General features: G+C 70.7%; 19 protein-coding genes and 2 pseudogenes. 12 read left to right on the forward strand and 9 right to left on the reverse strand.

The window, feature by feature from the left end:
- Positions 1-14 precede the first annotated feature (14 nt).
- A complete protein-coding gene (locus tag ACIP6N_RS12175; RefSeq protein ID WP_401814948.1) occupies positions 15-1,586 on the reverse strand; it encodes a fatty acid--CoA ligase in 1,572 nt (523 codons plus the stop codon).
- A gap of 156 nt (positions 1,587-1,742) precedes the next feature.
- Complete coding sequence (locus ACIP6N_RS12180) at positions 1,743-2,063, reverse strand: acyl carrier protein (RefSeq protein WP_401814949.1); 321 nt, start codon at positions 2,061-2,063, stop codon at positions 1,743-1,745.
- A gap of 353 nt (positions 2,064-2,416) precedes the next feature.
- Between ACIP6N_RS12180 and ACIP6N_RS12185 the strand changes: the two genes are divergently transcribed.
- The 12 genes from ACIP6N_RS12185 to serS all read left to right on the forward strand — a co-directional run bounded on the left by ACIP6N_RS12185 (position 2,417) and on the right by serS (position 14,752).
- Complete coding sequence (locus ACIP6N_RS12185; RefSeq protein ID WP_401814951.1) at positions 2,417-4,057, forward strand: aldehyde dehydrogenase family protein; 1,641 nt, start codon at positions 2,417-2,419, stop codon at positions 4,055-4,057.
- 52 nt (positions 4,058-4,109) lie between these two features.
- The gene (locus ACIP6N_RS12190; protein WP_401814952.1) at positions 4,110-5,246 is read left to right on the forward strand and encodes an acyl-CoA dehydrogenase family protein; all 1,137 of its coding nucleotides are present in this window, start codon (positions 4,110-4,112) and stop codon (positions 5,244-5,246) included.
- Positions 5,247-5,300: 54 nt separating this feature from the next.
- Positions 5,301-6,569, forward strand: a complete 1,269-nt coding sequence (locus ACIP6N_RS12195; protein WP_401814954.1) for an aspartate aminotransferase family protein — start codon at positions 5,301-5,303, stop codon at positions 6,567-6,569.
- Position 6,570: 1 nt separating this feature from the next.
- Positions 6,571-7,071: a type II toxin-antitoxin system RatA family toxin gene (locus ACIP6N_RS12200; protein ID WP_401814956.1), complete on the forward strand. Its 501-nt coding sequence runs from the start codon at positions 6,571-6,573 to the stop codon at positions 7,069-7,071.
- 2 nt (positions 7,072-7,073) lie between these two features.
- Entirely contained in the window at positions 7,074-7,631 is a 558-nt protein-coding gene (locus tag ACIP6N_RS12205; protein ID WP_401814958.1) for a hypothetical protein, read from the forward strand.
- Positions 7,628-8,224: a flavin reductase family protein gene (locus ACIP6N_RS12210; RefSeq protein ID WP_401814959.1), complete on the forward strand. Its 597-nt coding sequence runs from the start codon at positions 7,628-7,630 to the stop codon at positions 8,222-8,224. Before ACIP6N_RS12205 ends, ACIP6N_RS12210 begins: the two co-directional genes overlap by 4 nt.
- Positions 8,221-9,234, forward strand: coding sequence for a VlmB-like protein (locus ACIP6N_RS12215; protein ID WP_401814961.1), 1,014 nt, complete (start codon positions 8,221-8,223; stop codon positions 9,232-9,234). The genes ACIP6N_RS12210 and ACIP6N_RS12215 overlap by 4 nt, the downstream gene beginning before the upstream one ends.
- Positions 9,231-10,244 carry a beta-ketoacyl-ACP synthase III gene (locus ACIP6N_RS12220; protein ID WP_401814962.1) on the forward strand — a complete coding sequence of 338 codons (1,014 nt, stop codon included), beginning with the start codon at positions 9,231-9,233 and terminating at the stop codon, positions 10,242-10,244. The genes ACIP6N_RS12215 and ACIP6N_RS12220 overlap by 4 nt, the downstream gene beginning before the upstream one ends.
- An 80-nt stretch (positions 10,245-10,324) precedes the next feature.
- On the forward strand, positions 10,325-10,555 hold the full coding sequence (locus tag ACIP6N_RS12225) for an acyl carrier protein (RefSeq protein ID WP_401814964.1): 231 nt from the start codon (positions 10,325-10,327) through the stop codon (positions 10,553-10,555).
- A complete protein-coding gene (locus ACIP6N_RS12230) occupies positions 10,555-11,775 on the forward strand; it encodes a beta-ketoacyl-[acyl-carrier-protein] synthase family protein (protein ID WP_401814966.1) in 1,221 nt (406 codons plus the stop codon). The genes ACIP6N_RS12225 and ACIP6N_RS12230 overlap by 1 nt, the downstream gene beginning before the upstream one ends.
- Before the next feature lie 114 nt (positions 11,776-11,889).
- The gene (locus tag ACIP6N_RS12235) at positions 11,890-13,476 is read left to right on the forward strand and encodes an APC family permease (RefSeq protein WP_401814968.1); all 1,587 of its coding nucleotides are present in this window, start codon (positions 11,890-11,892) and stop codon (positions 13,474-13,476) included.
- Positions 13,460-14,752 (forward strand): serine--tRNA ligase, encoded by a 1,293-nt coding sequence (gene serS / locus ACIP6N_RS12240; protein ID WP_401814969.1) that lies wholly within the window; start codon positions 13,460-13,462, stop codon positions 14,750-14,752. The genes ACIP6N_RS12235 and serS overlap by 17 nt, the downstream gene beginning before the upstream one ends.
- Before the next feature lie 87 nt (positions 14,753-14,839).
- Here serS and ACIP6N_RS12245 read toward each other — a convergent pair whose 3' ends face one another.
- From ACIP6N_RS12245 to ACIP6N_RS12275, 7 genes and pseudogenes are all read right to left on the reverse strand, one after another.
- Entirely contained in the window at positions 14,840-15,736 is an 897-nt protein-coding gene (locus tag ACIP6N_RS12245; RefSeq protein WP_401814971.1) for a DUF1963 domain-containing protein, read from the reverse strand.
- A 120-nt stretch (positions 15,737-15,856) separates the two neighbouring features.
- Positions 15,857-17,329, reverse strand: coding sequence for an MFS transporter (locus ACIP6N_RS12250; RefSeq protein ID WP_401814973.1), 1,473 nt, complete (start codon positions 17,327-17,329; stop codon positions 15,857-15,859).
- A 210-nt stretch (positions 17,330-17,539) separates the two neighbouring features.
- Entirely contained in the window at positions 17,540-17,734 is a 195-nt protein-coding gene (locus tag ACIP6N_RS12255) for an acyl-CoA carboxylase subunit epsilon (RefSeq protein WP_401814975.1), read from the reverse strand.
- Complete coding sequence (locus ACIP6N_RS12260) at positions 17,731-19,275, reverse strand: acyl-CoA carboxylase subunit beta (protein ID WP_401814977.1); 1,545 nt, start codon at positions 19,273-19,275, stop codon at positions 17,731-17,733. Before ACIP6N_RS12260 ends, ACIP6N_RS12255 begins: the two co-directional genes overlap by 4 nt.
- Before the next feature lie 406 nt (positions 19,276-19,681).
- The gene (locus ACIP6N_RS12265) at positions 19,682-20,449 is read right to left on the reverse strand and encodes a BTAD domain-containing putative transcriptional regulator (protein ID WP_401814978.1); all 768 of its coding nucleotides are present in this window, start codon (positions 20,447-20,449) and stop codon (positions 19,682-19,684) included.
- Positions 20,450-21,178: 729 nt separating this feature from the next.
- Positions 21,179-21,267, reverse strand: a pseudogene (locus ACIP6N_RS12270).
- 29 nt (positions 21,268-21,296) lie between these two features.
- A pseudogene (locus ACIP6N_RS12275) lies at positions 21,297-21,385 on the reverse strand.
- Positions 21,386-21,438: the final 53 nt, after the last annotated feature.

The following is a 21,438-nucleotide window of genomic DNA, read 5'->3' on the forward strand; positions in this document are numbered from 1 at the left end:
GGAGCAGGGTGGTCTCAGCCGGTTTCCTGCAACCGCTCCCGGACCGTGCGCCGCAGGATCTTCCCCGAGGGGTTGCGCGGCAGGGCCTCGACGATGTGGAAGTCCGTGGGGATCTTGTAGTCGGCGAGCCGGCCGCGCAGCGAGAGCACCAGCTCCCGCGGTGTGACGGTGGCTCCGGGACGCAGCACGACACAGGCGTGCACCGCCTCGCCCCAGCGGGCGTCGGGCAGGCCCACCACGGCCGCGTCGGCCACCGCCGGGTGGCTGTCCAACTCCTTTTCCACCTCGGCCGGATAGATGTTCTGGCCGGCGACGATGATGGTGTCGTTCATGCGGTCGCAGAGGTAGACGTAGCCGGCCTCGTCGAGGTAACCGGCGTCCCCCATGTGCAGCCACTCGCCGACCACCGTGCGGGCCGTCGCCTCGGGGAGGTTCCAGTAGCCGAGCATGCGGGAGGGTGTCCGTATGCAGATCTGTCCGATCTGGCCCGGCGGCAGCTCCTCGCCGTCCCGGCCGATCACCTTGACCTCGTTGCCGGGGCAGGGCCGGCCCACCGAGCGCAGCCGGCCGACGCCCGGCTGGTGGTCCTCGGGCGGCAGGCACACCGCGACGCTGCCGGTCTCGGTGCTCGCGTAGATCTGGGCGAACTCGCAGCCGAACACGTCCAGGCACTCCTGGAGTTGGCGTTCCGAGATGGGCGCGGCTCCGTAGGCGATCTTGCGGAGTGACGCGAACGCCTCGGGTCCCGCCTCCCGTTCGGCCATGAGCATCTGGAGCATGGCCGGCGCCGTGAAGGTGATGGTGACGCGGCGGTCGCGGATCAGCCGGACGGCCTCCTGCGGGATGAACTGCGGCATCACGACGTTCACGGCTCCGGCGACGAAGCCGTGCATGAACCAGCCGATGCCCGCGATGCCCAGGCCCGGCAGGGAGATGAGGCTGACGTCATCAGGACGCCAGTCGATCCAGTCCTGGCCGTGCTCGCGCATCGCGGCCGGCAGGGTGAAGAAGCTGCGGTGGGCCAGGACCGCTCCCTTGGGCAGTCCGGTGGTGCCGCTCGTGTAGATCTGCACGACCGCGTCGTCAGGACCGGTCACCGGGGGAAGATCGCTGTCGGGCAGGTCCGCGTACCACTTCCGCATCCAGGCGCCGCGGTCCGTTTCGCCCGCCTCACCCGGTCCGTCGAGCCGGACGACGCTCCTCAGTCCGGGCAGGTGCTGCCTGACCCCTTCGACCGTGGCGCTGAACTCCTCGTCGGCGAAGACCAGGACGGCGCCGGAGTCGCGCAGGATGTGGTCCACCTCGGTCGGTGTCAGGCGCCAGTTGACCGGTACGGTCACCGCGCCGACCTTGGCCCCCGCGAGGATCGCCAGGTAGTAGTACTCGGATTCGCGTCCGAGGAACGCGATGCGGTCGCCCGGCCGTACGCCTGCCGCGCGCAGCGCGTGGGCCGCCCGGTTGCTCTCGCGGTGCAGGTGCCCGTACGTCGTGATCCGGCCCTCGCAGACGACCGCGGGGCGGTCGGCGCGGTCGCGGGCATGGAGCCGCGCGCTGTGGGGCAGCGTCCACGCTTGGGTCTCTTCCACTGTTCGTCTCCGTCTCGTGGGAAGTGCTCGTCGGGAGCGCGGGGCTGTCCGGCGGCGCGGTGACCGGGCCGTCCGGCGGCGCGGTGACCGGGCCGTCCGGCGGCGCGATGACCGGATGCGACCGTCGGCGCCGTCTCGTCTTCGTGGAGCGCGCGGTCAGTGCGCGGTGTCCACCGCGGGACGGTCGGAGAGCGCGTCGGTGAGGTAGCTGACGAGCCGGTCCACGGTGGGCTCGTTGAACAGCACGTTCGCGTTGATCGCGAGGTCGAACCGGTCCTCCAGGGTCGCCCGGATCTCGGTCAGCCGCAGCGAGGTGAGACCGAGGTCGAAATAGCTCGTGTCGACCGGGAGATCATCGTCCTCCGTCATGAGGAGGACGGTCTTGAATTCGCGGAGAACAATGACCTCGACTTCCTCGTATATTTCGTGGCGCGGCAGTTCCCGCAGAGCGCGGAGCGTGGATTCTTCGGAAGGCATGGCGAAGCCCCATCGGGAGAAGACCGGCGTAATGGTTTGCACAGAACATCGAAACGTCGGGAGCTGACATCCCGCTGAGGCCCTGCTGACGCGGAGTCCATCCGCAGGTCACGGCCGTGACCGTGCCGGCCACCAGGCGCTGCCGCCTTCCGCCGGTCCCTGGATCAGCCCGGTGTCAGGGGCGGGTCAGATAAGGCGGCCACCATCGCAACGATCGACATCGAGTTCGCTGGTTCACCGCCATGCGCATGCGTCCCGTTTATCAGCACACGCACCGGGACGGAACCATTTCGCAGTCCCCCTCGGAAAGGCTGACAATGCCTCGCGGCGTAATTCAGGAGCAGATTGCCTCGGTGCGTTCCGACGCGGCCGGCACCGCCGGCGGTACCGAGCCACCGAAGCGGTTCAAGAGCTACGACCTTCTCATCGGAGGCGAGGACGTCGCGGGTGACGGCTGGGTCTACACCGTCAGCGGCCGGTCCCTGCTGGAGGACGTCTTCACCAGCGTGAGCCTCAAGCGCACGCTCGAACAGAACCCGGAGTCGGAGGAGGCGGCCAGTCACCCGTACGTCATCGGCCGCTGCGCCGTCGCCGACGACAAGGCCATCGACCTCGCCACCCAGGCGGCGGCCGAGGCGGCGCCGCTGTGGGCCGCCGTGCCGCTGGAGGACCGGATGCGGCTCGGCACCCGCTTCCGTGAGGAACTCCTCGCGCACGAGGACGAGTTCCTGGACATGCTGGTCGCCGAGTCCCACCCGGTGAAGCTGGCGCGGTGGGAGCTGAGCTGCCTGCTTCAGGTCTACGCGCCCGGCAGCCTGCGCTGGTACACGAAGCAGATGCGCGTCGAGAAGCAGTACGGCGACCGCTCGCTGATCCTGCACCGCCAGCCCGACGGTGTGGTGGGCTTCAACCCGCCGCAGAACGCGCCGGCGCCGAGCGCCGCGCTCGCGGTCCTCGCCATGATGGCCGGCAACGCGGTCGTCGTACGCGCCCCCCGCAGCATCGCGCTGAGCACCATGTGGCTCCTGCGGGACATCGTGATGCCGCTCCTGGAGGAGATCGGCGCGCCGCCCGGCGTCCTCAACGCCGTCTGCTCCAACCCCAAGCAGACGCTGGACCGCTGGGTGGCGGACCCGCTGATGGACGACATCTTCTACATCGGCGGCAGCCAGGAGGGCCTGCGCTTCGAGCAGAGCTGCATCGCCAGCGGCACGAAGCCCATCCTGGAACTGGCGGGCAACGACGGCATCGTGGTCTGGTCGGACGCCGACGTGAAGTGGGCGGCGGAGGCCATCACGGAGTCCTTCTACGGTTCCGGACAGATCTGCATGGTGCCCAACTACGTGCTGGTGCACCCGGACATCGCGGACGCGCTCGTCGCCGAAGTGCGTGAGCAGGTCAAGGCCATCAAGCCGGGCTACCCGGAAGAAGAGGACGTCCTGCTCTCGCCGGTCCGCCGCAGCGAACGCTTCTTCCGGCTGCTGAGCCAGGCGCTCGACAACGGCGCCGAGCTGGTGACCGGAGGCAACCGGACCGAACTGGACGGCACGGTGTCGGAGACGGGCGTCTTCCTCCAGCCCACTGTCCTCAAGGTGACCGGACTCGAACACGCCCGCACCTTCGACGTGGTCCGCGAGGAGACGTTCTTCCCCCTCATCCCGATCATCGTGCCGGAGGCCGCGGACGACGAGGAACTCCTCGAGTCGTTCCTCCAGTTCGTCAACTCCAACCAGTACGGCCTGCGCAACTCCCTGTGGTCGCGCTCCGACAAGGTGGTCGACACCTTCGTGCGGCGGGTGGTCAACGGCGGCCTGCTGAAGATCAACGACTCGCACATCGGCTTCCTGCCGTACCTCCCCAGCCACGGCGGCACCGGGCTGACCGGCGGCGCGTTCGGCGAGGCCAACTACCCGATGCTCAAGACCTCGCACGTCCAGGGCGTCTCCATCGCCCACGGGGTCAGCCCCTACCAGGCGGTCTTCGGCGACGCCTGATCCGGCGTCCCCCGCCCCTGTCACCGCCCACTGTCACCTCGGAGGTATTCCGTTGCGTTCCCTCGACGTCGCACAGGCCGTGTGCGAGCGGTACCACCCCGGTCTGCTGAAGCGGCTGGCGGACGTGCCGCAGGCCGACCGCGAAAAGCCCGGCAGCCCGGTGGTGGAGCTGTTCCGCACCCACGGCGGTGCCGGCCTGCTCGTTCCCACCGAGTACGGCGGCCACGGCGCGGACCCGCTGGACGCGCTGCGCGTGCAGCAGGCGCTGGGCGCGGTCTCGCCGTCGCTCGCCGCCGCCGTGACCATGCACCACTTCACCGTCGCCATGCTGTACGCGCTCACCCGCCGCGCCGACCGGCTGACCGCCGCCCAGACCGAGGTGCTCCGGCGCGTCGTACCGGACCAGCAGATCCTGGCGTCGGGCTGGGCCGAGGGCAGGACCCAGCAGAACATCCTCGCCCCGGCGGTCACGGCCCGCCCGGTCGACGGCGGCTTCCGGCTGTCGGGGTCGAAGAAACCGTGCAGCCTCTCGGCGTCGATGAGCCTGCTGACGGCCAGCATCGCGGTCCACGGCGACACCGGTGAACCGGAGCTGGCGCTGGCCCTGGTGCCGGCCTCGGCGCCCGGCCTGAGCGTCCACCCCTTCTGGGGCAATGACCTGCTGGCCGGCGCCGAGAGCGACGAGGTGCGTCTTGAGGACGTCTTCGTCCCGGAGGAGATGGTGGTCAGGGCCGGGGCCGACGACCCGAACCGGCTGGACGACCTCCAGACGGCCGGCTTCGTCTGGTTCGAGACGCTGATCAGCGCCGGTTACGCGGGCGCCGCGGCCTCCCTCGTCGCGCAGGCCGTCGACCGTGAACGCGGCTCCGTCCACGAACGGGCCTCCCTGGCCGTCGAGATGGAGGCTGCTCTCCAGCTCCTGGAGAGCGCCGCCCCCGTCCTCGGCGCCGAGCCCGGTGACGACGCGGTGGCCCGCAGCCTGGTCGCCCGCTACACCGTCCAGGACACGCTGCCCCGCGTCGCCGCGCGCGCCCTGGAACTCCTCGGCGGCCTGGACTTCATCACCTCGCCCCACAACGCGGCGACGGCGGCGGCCGTCAGGGCGCTCGCCTTCCACCCGCCCGCGCGGGCCGCCGCCGCCGAGCCGCTGCTGCGCTACTTCGACGGAGCCGCGCTGAACCTGGCCTGACGCCACCTCCCCCCTCGACCTGCTTGGAGTGAGAAAGCCGTGACCGTAATGAACATGCCGGCAGCCGATACCGAGGAGGACATCCTCGGGCTGTACCGGGCCCACCTGAGCAAGGGCAGAGCCACCCTCGCCGAACTGTTCGGCAGCCACATGGAGACCTCCTCGGAGGGGGCCTGGCTCACCACCAGCGACGGCGAGCGCTTCCTCAACGCCGGTGGCTACGGCGTCTTCATCATGGGCGCCAGGCACCCGCTGGTGATGGAGGAGGTCGAACGCCAGCTCCGTACGCACCCGACCGCCACCCGCATCCTGCTGGAGCCCACGGTGGCCCGCGCCGCCGAGGCGCTGGTGTCGGTGCTGCCTCCCGCGCTGGACCGCGTCCACTTCTCCCTGTCCGGCGCGGAAGCGGTCGAGACCGGTCTGAAGCTGGCACGCGCGGGCGGGTTCCGGCGCACGATCTCCATGACGGGCGGCTACCACGGCAAGACCCTCGGCGCGCTGTCCGCCACCGCCAAGGAGGTCTACCAGCGGCCCTTCCGGCCCCTGGTCCCCGACTTCCTGCACCTGCCGTTCGGCGACGCGGACGCGCTGGAGGCGGAGCTCTCCGCCCATCCCGGCGAGGTCTGCGTGATCGTCGAACCGATCCAGGGCGAGGGCGGTGTCATCATCCCGCCGGAGGGCTACCTGAAGCGGGTGGAGGAACTGGTCCGCGCCCACGGCGGGTTCCTGATCCTTGACGAGGTGCAGTCCGGGTTCGGCCGCCTCGGCACCTGGTGGGGCGCGGACATCGACGGAGTCGTGCCCGACGTCCTGCTGACGGGCAAGGCCCTCGGCGGCGGTGTCCTGCCGGTCTCGGCCGCGATCGCCACCCGCAAGGCGTTCCGGCCCTTCGACAAGGACCCGTACGTCCACACCTCGACGTTCTCCGGTCAGCCGGTGCTGATGGCGGCGGTGCAGGGCGCCATCCGCGCGATGCGGGAAGAGGACCTGGTCGCCAAGTCGGCGAAGCTCGGGGCCGAACTGCTGCCCCGGATCGCCGAGATCGCCCACCGCAACATCCCCGAACTCGTCGTGGACGTACGCGGGCGCGGCCTGCTCATCGGCGTCGAGCTCGTCGAGGCCGGTCTCGCCGGCGAACTGCTCATCGAGCTGTTCAACCACGGCGTGGTGGCGAACCACTCCATGAACGGCAGCGCGGTGGTGCGCTTCACGCCGCCCGCCATTCTCACGGACAACGACGTGGCGTTCCTCCTCAACTCATTCGATCTGGCCACGCAAGCCCTGATCAAGGGCGCGGCCACTATGCCCGAAGGCGGTAACTGACGTGAGAAACGTCGAACTGCGCGCTCTCGTACCCGGTCAGAGCCCCGGCACGGTCTTCGACGCCGTACGCCGCTGGGAGCGCTACCCGGAGCTGGCGCCGCACGTCAACTCCACGACGGTGCACTCGACCCTGCCCGCCACGGTCGGCTCCTCCAGCTGGGAGCTGCACTTCCGCAGCGGCCTGCTGCGCTGGACCGAGGAGGACGTCTTCGACGTCGAAGGGACCGTCATCCGCTTCGAGCAGACCGAAGGGGACTTCGACACCTTCTCCGGCAGCTGGACCATGACCGCGCAGGGCGACGACGTACGGGTCGCCTTCGACGCCGACTTCGACTTCGGCATCCCGAGCCTGGAGGGGATCCTCGACCCGATCGCCGAGCGGGTCATCAAGGAGACCGTCGCCTGGGCCGTTACCGGGCTGTTCCCGGGCGCCGAGATCTACGGCGCCGCGGCGCCCGCCCCTGCCGCCGCCGCTGAGCCGACCGTTCCCCTCAGGAGCTGATCATGGATCAGGCAAACCCCTTCGAAAGCCCGAGGACCTACTCGCTGCACCGCGCCGAGTACCTGGTCGCCCTCGCCGTCACCACCGGCCTGCTCATCGCCCACATCGGCGAGGTGCGCTGGATCCCCGCGGTCGCGCTGTTCCTCTACATCGACCTCATCGGCTACATCCCGGGCGCCATCGCCTTCCGGCGCAGCGGCGGCCGGCCCATCTCCAAGACCTACTACGTCCTCTACAACGTGATGCACAGCCTCATCACGCAGGGCGCGGTGGCGGCGCTCTGGTGCCTGGTGGCGGGGCCCGAGTGGGCGCTGCTGGTGCTGCCGTTCCATCTCTTCGGTGACCGCGGCCTGTTCGGCAACTTCCTGAAGTCCTTCGCCCTGCCGTTCGAACCCGTGGCGCAGCCCGGTTACCTGCGGCTCCTGGACGACCTGGGCCTGGCCCACCCGAAGCCGGTCGGCCACGCCGCCGACCCGGTGCCGGTCGGGCACATCCCGGCCGCGGCCCGTGCCCGTACGGCCGGGACCCCGTCGACCGCTCAGCGCGAGGCCGCGCGATGAACGTACGCACGGCTCCTCCGAACGAATCCCCGGCGCCCACCGCCCCCTCCCCGGAGGCCCAGCGGCCGGTACGCCAGAACCCCGCGGAGTCCCGCCAGGCGCTGTACCACCTCGCGGCCCCGGTGTCCGTACTCACCGTCAGCCACGAGGGCCGGCTGCACGGCACCACCGCGAGCACGGTGACCCTCATCTCCCGCAACCCGCTGCTGGTGGGCGTGTGCCTGCGCACCGGGTCGTCCTTCGCGCGGCTCGCGGACGCGGAGGGCCGGTTCGTCGTCAACGTCCTCGGCGGCCAGCAGGCCGACTTGGCGCGGTGGTTCGCCGACAGCAGCCGTCCGGACGGCAACGGCCAGTTCGCGGGCACCGAGTGGGCCCCCGACCCGTACGCGGGCGCCCCGCTGCTGGCCGGCGCCCTCGCGCACTACGTGTGCCGGGTGCACGGCACGACGTCGCTGGGCGACAGCGAAATCCTCCTCGGCCGGGTGGTGCGAGCCACCGCCGGCGAGGGCCCGCCGCTGCTCAGTTACACCGGCGGACTGTTCACCGGCGCGCTGCGTCCCGCCCTCACTTCCAAGGAGACAACGGCATCATGAACGCTCATGTGGCGCCCGAGGCCGGCTGGGACACCGCTCCCGGTCTGCTGGACGGCGCGAAGGAACTGACCCTGGGCCCGGAAGAGTGCGACCTGGCCTACTGGTTCACGTCCGTGGCGCAGGGCACGCTCCGCGACCGGGGCGTGACGGGACACCACGTCGACGCCACCGTGCCGGACTTCCTCAAGCGCAACGGCCCGCTGCGTGACGCGCTGGTCCTCGAATTCGGCTTCCGCAGTCTGTCCGAGGACATCGCGACCCGGCTGCTCGGGCACTACGTCTCCCTCGCACCCGGCGTGCCGGAGCTGGAGTTCTACGCCACGCAGCTCATCGACGAGGCACGGCACGCCCGCGTCTTCCGCAACCACCTGGTGGAGCTGGGCCAGCCCGCCGGCACCCTGGTGCGCGACATCGACGAGATGGCGGCCGACTACCGGGCCCGGGTGCTGGAACCGGTCGTGGAGTACACCCTCGACATCGTCCGCGACCAGGCCGACTTCCCGGGCGCCGTCGCGGTGTTCGCCATCGTCATCGAAGGGGTGCTCGCCCCGGCCGCCGAGCTGAGCGAGCGCAAGTGGACCCCGCTGTCCCCCGCCACCGGGGAGATCTCGCGCGGTACCGCGATCGACGAGATCCGCCACCTCACGGTCGCCAGCACCATCCTGCGCAACCACGTCGCCCGGGTGCCCGAGTACCGCCCGCGGCTGCTGGAGATCCTGCGTGCCGGGGTGCGGCTGTGGGACGAGGTGCCCGACCGGGAGTTCGTCATCCACCGCGAGGAGCTGTTCCAGAAGGGCATGGCCGAGCAGGCCGACCTCATCGGCGACTACGAACTGTGGCCGGGCGTACGGATGCTGGACACCACGCCCGACCAGCGCTACGACATGGCCGAGCAGTGGACCGACGAGATGGCCGAGGCGCGGATGGCGTACATGGGGCTGCCGGTCGAGGTCCTGGCCTCTACCGCTGACTCCGGCTCTGAAGCGGCTTCGGGGGAGGGCGTCCGGTGAGCCCACGGCCCGGACCGTCCGCCGTGGTCGCGGGGATCGGCTCGTACGTGCCTCCGAACGTCGTCACCAACGACGATCTCGCCGACCGGATGGACACCTCGGACGAGTGGATACGGTCCAGGACCGGCATCGCCGGCCGGCACGTCATCTCGCCCGGCACGGCCACCTCCGATCTGGCGGTGGAGGCCGGGTGGCGGGCGATCAAGTCGGCGGACGACGACCGGGTGGACGCGGTGGTGCTGGCCACCACCACGCCCGACCAGCTCTGCCCGGCCACCGGGCCGCAGATCGCCGCCCGTCTCGGCCTCGGCCACGTGCCCGCCTTCGACGTGTCGGCCGTCTGCTCCGGCTTCCTCTACGGGCTGGCCACCGCGTCCGGTCTGATCGCTGCGGGCGTCGCCGGACGGGTCCTGCTGCTCGGGGCCGACGCGTTCACCACGATCATCAACCCCACCGACCGTTCCACCGCGGTGATCTTCGCCGACGGCGCGGGCGCGGTGGTCCTGCGGGCCGGCGAGCCCGACGAGCCCGGGGCGATCGGGCCCCAGATCCTCGGCAGCGACGGCGAGTTGAGCGGTCTGATCGAGGTGCCGGCCGGCGGTTCCCGGCAGCGGTCCTCGGGGGTGCCCGCCGCACCGGGCGAGGAGTACTTCCGCATGGCGGGACGGGACATCTACCGCCACGCGGTGGGCCGGATGGTCGCCTCGTCGGAGGACGCCGTACGGGCGCGGGGCTGGCGGATGGAGGACGTCGACCGCTTCGGCGCCCACCAGGCCAACGCCCGCATCCTGACGGCGGTGTCCGAACGGCTCGGCCTGCCCGAGGAGCGGTGCCTGTCCAACATCGAGCGCGTCGGCAACACCGGCGCCGCCTCGATCCCGCTGCTGCTGTCCGAGGCGGCCGCCGGCGGGAGTCTGCTGCCGGGCCACCGGTTGCTGCTCACCGCCTTCGGCGGCGGGCTCTCCTGGGGGGCCACCACGCTGGTCTGGCCCGAGGTCCGGTCCGTCTGACCGCGCGCTCCCACGCGGACACGCTTCGCCGCACGTTCCCGTACCACGTTCGACTCACCACCCACGAAAGGCGATTCGCCATGCTCGAACAGCTGAAGGAAATCCTCTCCAACAAGCTCAAGGTCTCGCAGGAGGCCATCACTCCGGAGGCGACCCGCGAGGACATCGAGCTGGACTCGCTGGCCGTGGTGGAGCTCTCGCTGCTGCTGAAGTCCGAACTGGACCTCGACATCAGCGACGACGAGCTGCTGGAAGCCGAGACCGTGGGTGACATGGTGCGGCTCATGGAAGAGCGGAGCGCGAAGGTCTGATGGCCGGTACCGATATCGCCGTCACCGGCCTGGGGCTGGTCACACCCGGCGGAGTCGGTGTCGAGGCGAGCTGGGCGAGCGTGTGCGGGGGCCGGTCCCCCGCCTCGCTCGACCCCGCTCTCCAGGACAACCCGGTACGCATCTCGTGCCGGGTACCCGACTTCGACCCCGAGCACCTGCTCGGCGCCCGCCGGACACACCGCCTGGACCGGTTCGTACAGTTCGCCCTCGTCGCGGCCCACGAGGCCGTCGCCGACGCCCGCCTCGACCCGCGGACGTGGGACGGGGCCCGGGTCGGCGTGGTCCTCGGCTGCGCCGACGGCGGCCCCGGCACGGTCGAGCAGCAGCACCACGTCCTGCGCGAGCAGGGCGCGGGACGGGTCTCGCCGCTGCTGCTCCCGATGCAGCTGCCCAACATGCTCGCCGGGCAGACCGCCATCGAGTTCGGCGCGACGGGCCCCAACCTGGTGGTCGCCACCGCCTGCGCCTCGGGCGCCACCGCCATCGGCACGGCCCGGGACCTGCTGCTCCTCGACCGGTGCGACATCGTCCTGGCCGGCGGCAGCGAAGCCATGATCACGCCCCTCGTGATGGCCGGGTTCGCCCAGATGGGAGCCCTGTCCAAGCGCGAGGACGATCCGGCCACCGCCTCGCGGCCCTTCGACGAGGACCGCGACGGCTTCGTCGCGGGCGAGGGCGCCGGCATCCTCGTCATGGAGCGCGTGGCGGACGCCAGGGCCCGCGGCGCACGGGTCCGCGGCCGGGTGACCGGCTACGGGACCAGCGCCGACGCCCACCACATGACGTCCCCGCATCCGGACGGCCTCGGCGTCGAGGCGGCCGTACGGTCCGCTCTCGCGGACGCGGACACCGGCCCGGACGAGGTGCAGCACGTCAACGCGCACGGCACCTCGACTCCGCTCAACGACCTCTCCGAGGCGCGCATGGTGAGCCGGACGCTCGGCGGCAGTCCGCTGGTCACCTCGACCAAGGGCGTCACCGGCCACATGCTCGGCGCGGCCGGCGCGGTGGAGGCGGCGTTCACGGTGCTCAGCATCGAACGCGGGCTGGTGCCCCCGACCGCCAACCTGTCCGTCCCCGACCCGCGCATCGACATCAAACTGGCGCAGACCCTCACGTCCCTGCCCATCGACGTGGCCCTGAGCAACTCCCTGGGATTCGGCGGGCAGAACGCCGTACTCGCCTTCGCGCACGCCTGACCGGGCAGCCGGCTCCTTCCCCCGGCCCGCCCTGCCCGTTCGGCCATGCGCCGCCTCGTACCGCCATGCGTCACCCGTTCCGCCCCGACCCGCCCCTCTCGCCCTGGAGTCACGATGCCCGACCACGGTTCACCTCCACCGCAGGCGACCCCCTCGCCCGCCCGGTCCCAGGGCGGCGCGCCCGCCGGGAGACGCCTGGAGACGCGTCACATCCTCTTCCTCATCGTCGCCGCCGCCGCGCCGCTGTCGGCCATGGTCGGCACGGTCCCGCTCGCCTTCGCCTTCGGCAACGGGGCGGGCGTGCCCGCGGCCTTCCTCTTCGCCGGTGTGACCCTGCTCTGCTTCTCGATCGGGTACGCGGTCAGCGCCCGGCGTACCGGCGGATCCGGCGGCTTCTACGCCTCGGCGGCGCAGGGCCTCGGCCGCCCGCCCGCGGTGGCGGCCGGCTACCTCGCGCTGCTCGCGTACAACTGCGCCACCATCGGACTCGCGGGCGCGCTCGGGTACTTCACCCAGCTCGTGCTCGCGCAGCACGGCGTCGACGTGCCCTGGGAGCTGTGCGCGGCGGTCGGCATCGGGCTCGTCGCGCTGCTCGGCTACCGCGAGATCGCGGTCAGCGCCCGGGTGCTCGCCGCGCTGATGCTCGGCGAGATCGGCATCCTGCTCGTCCTGGACCTGGCCATCCTGGTCCGCCACGGCGCGTCCGCACTGCCCGCCGCCTCCTTCTCCCCGCATGTCGCGACCGGACCGGGCGCGGGCGTCGGGCTGATGTTCGCGTTCGTCTCCTTCATCGGCTTCGAGTCGGCCTCGCTGTACGGGAAGGAGGCCAGGGACCCCCGGCGGAGCGTCCCGCGCGCGACGTACGGCGCGGTCGTCCTGATCTCCGGGTTCTACGCCGTGACGAGCTGGCTCGCGGTCGGCGCGGTGGGCACCGGCCGGCTGCGGGAGGTGGCCGGCAAGGAGATGGGCGACCTCTTCTTCAACCTCGGCGACCAGTACCTCGGCACCGTCGGCAGCACCCTGCTCCAAGTGCTGCTGTGCACCAGCCTGTTCGCGGCGACGCTCGCGCTGCACAGCGCGGCCAACCGGTACGCGCACGTGCTGGCCGCCGACGGTCTGCTGCCGGCCCCGCTGGCCGCCGAGCACCCGCGGTTCCGTTCCCCGCACCGGGCCAGCCTGGTGCAGACGGTGCTGACGGTGATCGTGGTCGCCGGGTTCGCGCTCGCGCACCTGGACCCGTACGCCTCCCTGACCACCAGCATGCTGGGCCTCGGCACGCTGGGCATCGTGGCGCTCCAGGCGATCGCCGCGCTGTCCGTACTCGGACCTCGGCTGCGCCGGGGCGCGGGCGGCGGGCACTGGGTGCGCGAGGTGGTCGCGCCGCTGCTGGGCTTCGCGGGACTCGTCGCCTCGGTGTGGCTGGTGGTCGGCAACTTCTCGATGCTGACCGGCGCCACGTCCGGCCCGGTCGCCCAACTGCCCTGGCTGCTGGTGGTGGTGGGCGTGTTCGGTCTCGGTTACGCGGCCTGGCTGCGCTCGGCCCACCGCGACCGCTACGACCGGCTGGCCGCCACGCACGTAGCGGCCGACGACGACGCGCGGCGGGCGGACTCGTCCCTGACCGTCACCGTGTCGCAGCCCGCCGTGGCTCCTGTTCTCTCCGACCCCGCCTCCGAGGAGCGCCATGCACGATCCGCGTGAGTTGACCGAAGAGGGTTCCGAGGCGGTACGGCGGCTGGCCCGGCGCCGATTCGCCTTCGACCAGGAGGCGTTCACCGCCGCGTACCGGCGCAGGGCCGCCTCGCAGACCGAGGTCACCCGGCTGCGGACCGAGGCCAACGAGGCCGCGCGGGCCCGCAAGAAGGCCGGCGGACCGCCGACGGAGCAGGAGAAGGAGACCGCCCGTGATCTGCGGGCCGCCACACAGCGGGCCGAGGCCGCCGCCCGTTCGGCCGAGCAGGAATTCGAGGCCCTGGCCCTCGGTATCCCCAACTTCCCGCTGGACGGCGTGCCGGACGGTGCCTCGGAGAAGGAGGCGGTGGAGGTCCGCCGAGGCGGGCCCCCGATCACCCCGACCGGATTCGAACCGCGCCACCATGCCGATATCGGCGAGGACCTGGGGGTGCTGGACAGCAAGGCGGCCGCCAGGCTGTCCGGCGCGCGCTTCAGCCTCAGCCGCGGTCCCGGCGCGCGCCTGGAGCGGGCCCTGACGGACTTCTTCCTCGACCTGCACACGCGGGAGCACGGCTACACCGAGTACGCGGTGCCGTACCTGGTCAACCGGGAGACCATGACCGGGACCGGGCAACTGCCCAAGTTCGAGGAGGACTTGTTCGCGACGACGGTCGGCGACCGGGAACTCTTCCTCATCCCGACCGCCGAGGTGCCGCTGACCAACATGGTGGCAGGCCAGACGCTCGACGCCCGCGATCTGCCGTACGCCTTCACCGCGCGGACGCCCTGCTTCCGCGCGGAGGCGGGCGCGTACGGCCGGGACACGCGCGGAGTGCTGCGGCTGCACCAGTTCGAGAAGGTGGAGCTGGTTCGCGTCTGCGCCCCCGAGGACGCGCAGGCCCAGCTCGAACTCATGGTGGGCCAGGTGGAGGAGTGTCTGCGGCGGCTCGAACTGAGCTACCGCGTCGTGCTGTTGCCCGCGGGAGACCTGGGCTTCTCGGCCCGGATGACGTACGACATCGAGGTGTGGCTGCCCGGGGGGGACGCCTTCCGCGAGATCTCGTCCGTCTCCGACTGCGGCACCTTCCAGGCCCGCCGCGCGGGCATCAGGCACCGCACGGCGGACGGCCGCAAGGGACCGGCGGCCACGCTCAACGGTTCGGCGCTGCCCGTCGGCCGCACGGTCGCCGCGCTGCTGGAACAGGGCCTCCAGGCGGACGGCTCCGTCGTCCTGCCGGCCGCGCTCGTCCCGTACACCGGCTTCCGGCGCCTGCTCCCGGGCGGTGGTACGGCCGAGGACTGACGGCGGCAGCGGACGGCACCGCGCGGCAGCCGGTTCACACCGGACGGCCGTGCGGTGCCGCCGTGCGACGGGCCGTGGCCGGGGGCTCTACGAGCAGTCGGAGTGAGAGGCGAAGGGCCGGTCGGGGCAGTGGAGGCAAACGAAGAGATAGATGCCGCCCATGTCGCCGAGCGTCAGCCCCGGGGGACTCTGGATCCGGGAACGGTCCTCGAACGGGAGGTCCCAGATCGTGCCGCTGTCGGGCGTGTCCTCCACGGGCAGCCAGGTGCGCCACGACTCCCCGTCGAACTCGGCGCTGTTGACCGTGAGCAGGTGATCCATGCGCCGTCCGCAGCCCGCGCAGTCGGGCCAGCAGGGATCCTGCGTCCAGGTCGGGTACCCGCCGGCCTTGACACCGTCGGCCACCGCCAGATGGGACCAGTACGACCAGCCGGTCTCCTCCTCCACCTGAGCGAACCGTTCTTCAAGTGCTTCGGCGACGTCGTCCGGCAGATCCCAGCTCGGGTACTCGCTGACCCGTTCCGGGTGCAGCACGCAGGGGTCGGGCAGGTAGTCCTCATCGGCACCCTCGGGCCGGGGCGGCACGGCGAGTTCCCCGTCGAACGCGGTGCTGTCCCGCCAGTACAGCTCGGGCCGGGGGACGTAGCCGGCCTCGTGGTCGAAGGGGCACCACAGAACCTGCAGGACATCGGTACCGGCCGGGAAGGGCAGCTCGGGCACATCGCCGGCGAACAGCTGCAGGACGGGAACCAGTGGCACGGCGCCGCTGCCCGGCGGAGGAGCGCAGCCGATGCCCGGGTGGTCGTCGTCGCAGTGCGGCCACGCCACCGAGCGCGACCACAGCAGGGGCCCGCCCAGCGAACTGTCCCGCACCCCGGGATTCCCGGCCCGCGGATGCAACCGGACGGTGTCCCGGCGGTAGGCGGCGACCTCCGGAAACAACGCCTCCACGTCGAGCGGGAGCGGCGGGGTGGTACGAACCATCGCGGGGACTCCTGACGCGCGGAACCGTGTGCCACGGCGAACACCGCGGTGCCGGAAGCGTATGGGCCGCCTCTGACAACGGCCGGTCAGGTGGCCGGGCGGACCTCTCCGTCCCCGCGCTCAGACCGTGGCCGGCGGTTCGGCCTTCTCCCGGGGCATGAACTGTACGAGCGCGGCCACCACGATCTGGATCGCGGCCAGGACCGTCAGGCAGAGGCTGAACGCGTCCGTGATCGTCGTGCTGCGCAGGTGGTCGCCCGCCGTCTGGAAGTAGATTCCGCCGATGACGGCCGTACCGATGGTGACGCCCACTTCTTGCGCTGTGGTCAGCACACCGGCCGCGGCGGCCGCGTGGGTCGCGTCGACGGGGGCCAGGATCATGGAGGACAGGGGCGCCATGACCATTCCCATGCCGAAACCGGCCACCAGGAGGGGCACGATCAGCCGGTCGACAGGGCCGGTGACGCCGATGCCGGGGACGAGCAGGGACATCGCTCCGTAGCCGACCGCCACCAAGAGCGCGCCGACCGCCGGGACCTGGTGGCCGACTTTCGCGACGAGCCTGCCCGCCGTGCTGCTCGCGAGGAAGAACCCGGCGCCCATCGGCAGGTACAGCAGACCGGAGCCGAAGGGTGACATCCCGCGTCCCTGCTGGAGGTAGAGGGACAGCACGAGGAAGCACGAGCCCATGGTCGCGTAGTAGAAGACCATGCCCAATGAGCCCACGGTGAAGGCACGTTCGCGGAAGAGCGAGGTGTGGACGAGGGGCGCCCTGGTGCCTCGCGTGCTGCGCCGGTGCTGCTGCCAGGCGAAGAGGGCCAGAATGGGGACGGCCGCGATGAGCAGCAGGACCGACCAGAGCGGCCAGCCCAGCTCGCGTCCCTCGGTGAGCGGCAGCACGACCGCCAGCAGGCCGGTCATGGCGAGGAGCGTGCCGAGGGCGTCAAGGCCCTTGCGCCGACCGCCGCGTGACTCCGGTACGAGCCGGGGGACGAGCGCGACCGCGATCAGCCCGATGGGCACGTTGACGAGGAAGATCGTGCGCCAGCCCAGCCCGCCCGGGTTCGCCACGATCAGTGTGCCGCCGATCAACTGCCCGAACACGGCCGCGACTCCGATGGTCAGTCCGTAGACGTTGAACGCCACGGCACGGAATCTGCCCTCGTAGACGGCTCCGAGCAGAGCCAGTACCTGGGGAGTCACCAGGGAGGCCGCCACGCCCTGGAAGACGCGGGCCGCGACGAGTTGGCCGGGGCTCTGCGCCAGTCCCGCGCACGCCGAGGCCAGCGTGAACAGCGCGAGTCCGACCACGAACAGCCGTCGCCGGCCGTACAGGTCGCCCATCCGGCCGGAGGTGATCATCAGCGTGGCCAGGGGAAGCCCGTAACCGGCGAGGACGAACTGGATGGCGACGGAGCTCGCGTGCAGGCTCTCGCGGATGTCCGGCACCGCCACATTGACGATGAAGAAGTCGAGCACGGTGATGAACGTGCCCAAGGACACGAGGATCAGCGGCCCCCACCCGGGCCGGGCGGCCGCCGGTCCCGCTTCCGTCGCCGCGCGGGGCTGGGCGGTCGTCTCCTCGGTGGTCATGCGTGTGCCTCCGTCGTCGTACGGCTGTTCCCGCGCGACGAGAGGCGGGAAGTCGGTTTTCGCCGGACGCGCATTTCACTGTTCTCGGCGGAACGGCCGCGCCGGGAGTGCGAGGTGAACTTACGCGACCAGAAGCGCGGTGTCAGGGACTCTGACACCGCGCAGTGGTTTTCGATCGGTCCGGCCTTCCGGCGCCGGCGGGCTACCGGATCACCGGCGCCAGCTGTGCGCGCCGTCGAAGGTGTCCGGCTGCCAGGAGCACCGGAGGCCGGGCGGTGTCTGCGGCGGAGCGGCCGAGGGAGCGACCCCCTTCAGTAACAAGGCCACCACAGCGGCCAGTTCGTCGTGTGTCGGGTGTCCGCGTTCGACGCGGATGTCCAGGTCGGGCATCAAGACCTCACTCACTGGGGTGGGTTGCCGTGCTTGCGGGACGGGCGTTCCGCGTGCTTGCCGCGCAGCATGTCCAGCGCGCCGATGAGGACGTGGCGCGTCTCGGAGGGGTCGATGACGTCGTCGACCAGTCCGCGTTCCGCGGCGTAGTAGGGGTGGATCAGCTCGGCGCGGTACGCCTTGACCATCTCGGCGCGCTTGGTTTCGGGATCGTCCGCCTCGGCGATCTCCCGGCGGAAGATGACGTTGGCGGCCCCTTCGGCGCCCATGACCGCGATCTCGTTGGTGGGCCAGGCGTACGTCAGATCGGCGCCGATGGACTGCGAGTCCATGACGATGTAGGCGCCGCCGTACGCCTTGCGCAGCACCAGCGAGATCCGCGGCACGGTGGCGGCGCAGTACGCGTAGAGCAGTTTCGCGCCGTGCCGGATGATGCCGCCGTGCTCCTGGTCGACGCCGGGCAGGAACCCGGGGACGTCCAGCAGCGTGACGATGGGGATGCTGAAGGCGTCGCAGAACTGGACGAAGCGTGCGGCCTTCTCCGAGGCGCTGATGTCGAGGACCCCGGCCAGCGACTGCGGCTGGTTGGCGACGATGCCCACGACGTTCCCGCCCATCCGGGTCAGGGCGCAGATGATGTTCGGCGCCCACTGTTCGTGGACCTCCAGGTACTCGCCGTCGTCGACGATCTCCGCGATCACCGCGCGCATGTCGTACGGGCGGTTGCCGTCCACCGGTACGTGTTCGAGCAGGGTCTCGCAGCGGCGGTCGACGGGGTCGTCGCACGCGACGGCGGGCGCGGACTGCCGGTTGTTCTGCGGGAGCATCGACAGGAGGAAGCGGACCTCGGCGAGGCAGGTCTCCTCGTCGGCATAGGCGAAGTGGGCCACCCCGGAGGTCGAGGCGTGCACATCGGCTCCGCCCAGGCCGTTCTGGCTGATCGTCTCGCCGGTCACGGCCCGCACGACGTCCGGTCCCGTGATGAACATCTGCGAGGTGTCCCGCACCATGAACACGAAGTCCGTGAGCGCCGGGCTGTAGGCGGCGCCGCCGGCGCACGGCCCCAGCATCACGCTGATCTGCGGAATCACGCCGGAGGCGCGGGAGTTGCGCAGGAAGATGCCGCCGTAGCCCGCGAGGGCGGTGACGCCCTCCTGGATCCGGGCGCCCGCACCGTCGTTGAGGGACACGAGGGGCGCCCCGGCCTTCAGGGCCATGTCCATGATCTTGTGGATCTTCGTCGCGTGCGCCTCGCCCAGCGCCCCGCCGAAGATGCGGAAGTCGTGCGCGTAGAGGAACACCGTACGGCCCTCCACGGTGCCCCAGCCGGTGATGACACCGTCGGTGTACGGCCTGCGCGCCTCCAGGCCGAAGCCGGTCGCGCGGTGCCGCCGCAGTGGTTCGACCTCGTGGAACGAGTCTTCGTCGAGCAGCAGGTCGATCCGTTCGCGCGCGGTGAGTTTTCCTTTGGAGCGCTGCGCGGCGGTGGCTCGTTCACTGGGTCCGGCCAGCACCTGCTTGCGTATGTGGGACAGCTCCTCGATCCGGGCTCTCATCTCTCCCCCTTACCAGTTGGGACGGCAGTGTGGTGACGAACACGAGACGCGACGCGGCGGTGGTGCGGGCGTGTCGGACGCGGGCTGCTGCCGGGCCTGTCGGTACGCGCCCGGGGACGCGTTCGGTATACGGCCCGGCGCGCGCCGTGCTCGGGAAAGCGGGCCGTGCGTACCCTGCCGGCGATCGTGACGACCCGCGCTGACCGGGCACTGACGCGGACCGCCTGAGGATGGACGGTGTACGGGACCGCCGATCGGGCACGCGGAATCTGCGGGTGCCGGACCTGTGGGTACGCGAAGCCGGCGGCGCGCGGAAAGCACACCACCGGCGAACGGCCACGCCCTGGGCACGGATCAGCCGGGCCACGGCCGAACCGCGTTCGGAATGACGGCACTTCGCCGTGGTTCAGACCGGCTGGAGAGCCCAGGAGGAAGAGACGGCGTCCAGATGCGGGTTGTGGGAGAGGATCGCGTGCTCCAGGCGCTGCAACGCGGGGGAGGGTTCGATGCCCAGCTCGTCCGACAGGTTCTGCCACACGAGACGGTAGAAGTTCAGGGCGTCGGCCTGACGTCCTGAACGGTAGAGCGCGATCATCAACTGTTCGCAGAATCGTTCACGGAGTGGATAGCTGCTGTAGGCGTCGCGAAGCTCGGCGAGGATGGTCGCATGCCGGCCGAGCCGCAACTCGGCGTCGAAGCGCAGCTCCATGGCCCTCAGCCGGTGCTCTTCGTAGCGGACACTGGCCAGTTGGCAGAGAGTGCCCCCGGTGAAACCGCCGAAGACGGGCCCCCGCCACATGGACAGGGCATCTCCCAGCAGCGCGGCGGTGCCGGCCGGATCGGACGTCGCCGCGCTCTCGGCCCGGCGGACCGCCTTGACGAACTCGACCGCGTCCAGCTCGCCTTCACGTACGGCGAGGCGGTAACCGGACGGATGCATCGTCAGACGCTGACACGGTACGTCGGGCTCCAGTCTTTTCAGTTTCCGCCGGAGGCGGCTGATATGGGCCTGTAACGCGTTCGCCTGGTTGTCAGGAACCGACTCACCCCACATCTCCTCAATGAGGCTGTCACCGGATATCGAATGGCCTTCGTTGACGAGCAAGCTCTGGATGAGGGTGCGCTGCAGGTCGCCGGAGATCTCGTCGGGACCTGACACGGTGTTGATCTCCAAGGCTCCCAAAATGGAGAAACTGAGCACGTCATTACCCCTTGGCTTTTCATAGCTGTGGAGTGCCGTCCGTCAGTGTCAGCTGTTGTGATCCCGTCCGTCCGTCATGGGGACGAGCGGGTCCACCGGTGCGTGCGGCTGGGCCCTGTCGGTGGCGTGGAGGCGGCCTTACGGAACCTCCGGCTGGATTCTGACACAGAATTATACCTTTGGGAAGGTATCTTGTGGCCCGCCGAATATGCCACACGTCAAGCCTGGAACGTGAGAAGGAGCAGGTCAGAGGGGTGCCGAAAGATGACGGACATGGCAGAGCGGCCGATGCCGTGGTCTCCCGCGGTGCATGGCTCGGGTTCGAGAACCCGGAAAGTGCATGCCCACGGCGAAGGGCGGTCGAACGTTAAAACGAATCCTTTGCCGGTGCTGGGGACTCTCTGGGGGATGCGTGGGGCGTGTGGTGATCGCGGTGCCCCTGTCAGCGGATGGTGGTGTTGGGGCCAGACGGCGCTGAGTTGAGCGCCCGTGGCGCCGGAGTTGACCTTGAGAGAACGGGAGTTGACCTTGAGGGAAACCAGGTCGGCGCGCCGGCTCGACCGAAGGCCGACGCGTGCACAGGGGAATGGCGCTACCTGTCGGCATTGGCGTCGACATGATGAATGTGGGTCGCGCACTGTCATTCCGCACGACACAGCGGACGCGCATGAAATCGCACGTCCGCTGTCGCTGATGCCGTTGCGGAGAGGGCAGGATTCGAACCTGCGTGGGCTGTTGGGCCCGACTTGGCTTGCGCCTGGTCCCCGATGAGCCGCTCCGGGCACCTCTCCTTTTTCCGGCCTGGTTTCCCGGGCCGTTGCGGAGAGGGCAGGATTCGAACCTGCGTGGGCTGTTGGGCCCGACTTGGCTTGCGCCTGGTCCCCGATGAGCCGCTCCGGGCACCTCTCCTTTTTCCGGCCTGGTTTCCCGGGCCGTTGCGGAGAGGGCAGGATTCGAACCTG

It is taken from the genome of Streptomyces sp. NPDC088725 (assembly GCF_044751305.1).
In the GTDB taxonomy this organism is placed as follows: domain Bacteria; phylum Actinomycetota; class Actinomycetes; order Streptomycetales; family Streptomycetaceae; genus Streptomyces.